Source organism: Agrococcus sp. HG114 (assembly GCF_024723325.1).
GTDB lineage: Bacteria > Actinomycetota > Actinomycetes > Actinomycetales > Microbacteriaceae > Agrococcus.
Genome location: NZ_JANQCH010000189.1, coordinates 1 through 2,514, shown reverse-complemented (window position 1 = coordinate 2,514; position 2,514 = coordinate 1). Strand labels below are relative to the sequence as shown.

The window sequence follows — 2,514 nt, the reverse complement described above, 5'->3', positions numbered from 1 at the left end:
GACGCATCCGCCGTCCTCCGAGCCGTCGCCGGCGCCGTCGAGCACGCGCCGCGCCTCGCCCTCGGGGAGCGCGACGACGAGCGACGACGCGTCGAAGCCGCCCGCATCCGTCTGCACGTGCCAGCCGGTGCTCGTCTTCCGGGCGGACGCGACGCGCACGCCCGTGCGGAGCTCGGCGCGGTGCTCGCGCGCGCGCTCGGCGAGCGCCGCGGTGAGGCGGTGGATGCCGCCGCGGATGCCCTGCACCGCTGCGCCGGGCTTGCCGACCGCCTGCGCCGAGCCGGCGCGCTCCTCGAGCACGAGCGCGACGGCGCCCGAGAGCGAGCCCGCGCGCGTGATCGCGTTGTTGAGCCCGGGCGCGACGATGGCGACGTCGAGCAGGTCGGGGTCGGCGGAGTAGACGCCGCCCGCGAGCGGCGCGACGAGCCGGTCGAGCGCCTTCCGCCCCATGCGGCGGCGCACGAGCGGGCCGAGCGCGTCGTCCTTGCCGATCTTGAGCACGGGCATGAGCCGGTCGGCGTAGGCGCGCAGCGCGCCGCCCCAGCCGAGCACGTCGATGACGTCCTGCGCGAGCGGCACCGCGGGGATGCCGAGCAGCGTGTGCTTCGGCAGCGGCACTGTGCGGCCCTCGAGCCGCAGCCACGCGCCCGCCGGGTTCGGCTCGACGATGTCGTCGCCGAGCCCCAGCTCGGCCGCGAGCGCCGCGACGGCGCCGCCGCGGGTCGCGAACGACTCCGCGCCCGCGTCGAGCGCGAGCCCGTCGACCTCGATCGCGCTCACGACGCCGCCGAGGCGGTCGGCCGCCTCGAGCACGAGCACGCGGTAGCCACGGGCCGCGAGGTCGTGCGCGACGGTGAGCCCCGCGACGCCCCCGCCGACCACGATCGTGTCGTGCGTCGGCGCGCCGCCGGGCGCGGACGCATCCGCCCCCGCCGCATCGAGCCGAGCGCCGTCGGTCACCGTGCGTGCACCGCCTGCACGATGCGCGTGAGCACCGCGGGGTCGGCCGTCGGCGGCACGCCGTGGCCGAGGTTGAACACGTGCGCGCGCGCGACGGAGCCGGCCAGCATCACGTGGTCGATCGCGGCGACGATGATCTCCCACGGCGCGCCGAGCACCGCGGGGTCGAGGTTGCCCTGCACCGTGACGTCGGCGTCGATGCGCTCGAGCGCGACGTCGAGCGGCACGCGCCAGTCGACGCCGATCGCGTCGACGTCGAGGTCCATCGCGCCGTAGAGCTCGCCCGCGCCGACGCCGAAGTGCACGAGGGGCACGCGACGGCCGGATGCGTCGGCGAGGTCGCGCACGCGGTCGAGCGCGAGGCGCGAGGCGGGGGCGACGTGCTCGCGGTACTGCTCGAGCGGGAGCGAGCCCGCCCACGAGTCGAACAGCTGCGCGGCGCTCGCGCCCTCCTCGACCTGCGCACGCAGGAAGCGGCCGGTGACGTCGGCGCACCAGCGCGTGAGGCGGTCCCACGCGTCGGGGTGCGCGCGCATGAGGGTGCGGGCCTCGAGGTGGTCCTTCGAGGGGCGGCCCGCGACGAGGTAGGCGGCGAGCGTGAAGGGGGCGCCGGCGAAGCCGATGAGCGGCGTCGTGCCGTCGCCGATCTCCGCGAGCCCCGCGATCGTCCGGCGCACGCCCTCGCGCACCGGCTCGAGCGCGGTGTCGAGGCTGGCGGGGTCGTTCGCGACGAGCCGCTCGACGTCGTCGGGGGTGCGGATGGGCGTGGCCACCACGGGCCCGACGCCCGGCTCGATCCGCACGTCGACGCCCGCGAGGCGCAGCGGCACCATGATGTCGCTGAAGAAGATGGCCGCGTCGACGCCGTGGCGGCGCACGGGCTGCAGGGTGATCTCGCTCGCGAGCGCCGGGTCGAGGCACGTGTCGAGCATGTCGCGCCCGGGACCGTCGGTGCGCGCGCGCAGCTCGCGGTACTCGGGCAGGGACCGGCCCGCCTGGCGCATGAACCACACCGGGGTCGTCTCGGGGCGGTCGCCGCGGTACGCCCGCACCAGGGGCGAGGCGCCGGTGCGGGTGTTGAGCGGGTGGGTCTCGGGCAGCGCGGGCATCGCTCCATTGTCCCACGCGCGCGGAGAGGGGGGCGGGCGCTGGCCTGTGGGATCGCTATGACGGTCCGCCGCGCTGCGGCGCCTGCTCGCCGAGCGGCGCGGCGGGCGCGCCGATCGTGCAGCCCCGTGCACGAAGCCGCTCGACGAGCACGTCGCCCATCGCGACCGCCGGCGTCAGCACGCCCCCCTCGCGCGCGCACCGCTCGCCGTCGACCGCGAGCGCGAGCGCCGCCTCGCCGAGCATGACCGACGTCGCGGCGTACCCGGGGTCGCCGGTGGCCGCGAAGGCCGCCTCGAGCCGATCGCCGCGCTCGGTCGCGGCCGTGGTGACCATGCGGAAGCGACCGCGCTCGCGCACCTCCTCCGTCGGCCCCTCGCCCGGAGCGGGCAGCGCGGCGTCGACGAGGCGCCGGAGGCCCGGCGTCGCCATCGCCGCGGCGAGCGC

Annotated in this window: 2 protein-coding genes and 1 pseudogene; all 3 read right to left on the bottom strand. The window is 77.5% G+C overall.

All coding sequences use genetic code 11. From position 1 onward, the window contains the following. Nucleotides 1–960, bottom strand: a 960-nt coding sequence (gene hemG, locus NWP09_RS12415; protein ID WP_258275810.1) for a protoporphyrinogen oxidase, incomplete at its 3' end; no start/stop codon positions are given. Then, complete coding sequence (hemE, locus tag NWP09_RS12410; protein WP_258275809.1) at nt 957–2,069, bottom strand: uroporphyrinogen decarboxylase; 1,113 nt, start codon at nt 2,067–2,069, stop codon at nt 957–959. The genes hemG and hemE, both read right to left, overlap by 4 nt. A gap of 55 nt (nt 2,070–2,124) precedes the next feature. Beyond that, nucleotides 2,125–2,514 (bottom strand): annotated as a pseudogene (locus NWP09_RS12405) (enoyl-ACP reductase); the annotation flags it as partial.

Excerpts from the sequence above, each read along its gene's own strand:
- hemE (WP_258275809.1), bottom strand. The coding sequence starts at position 2,069 with ATGCCCGCGCTGCCCGAGACCCACCCGCTCAACACCCGCACCGGCGCC.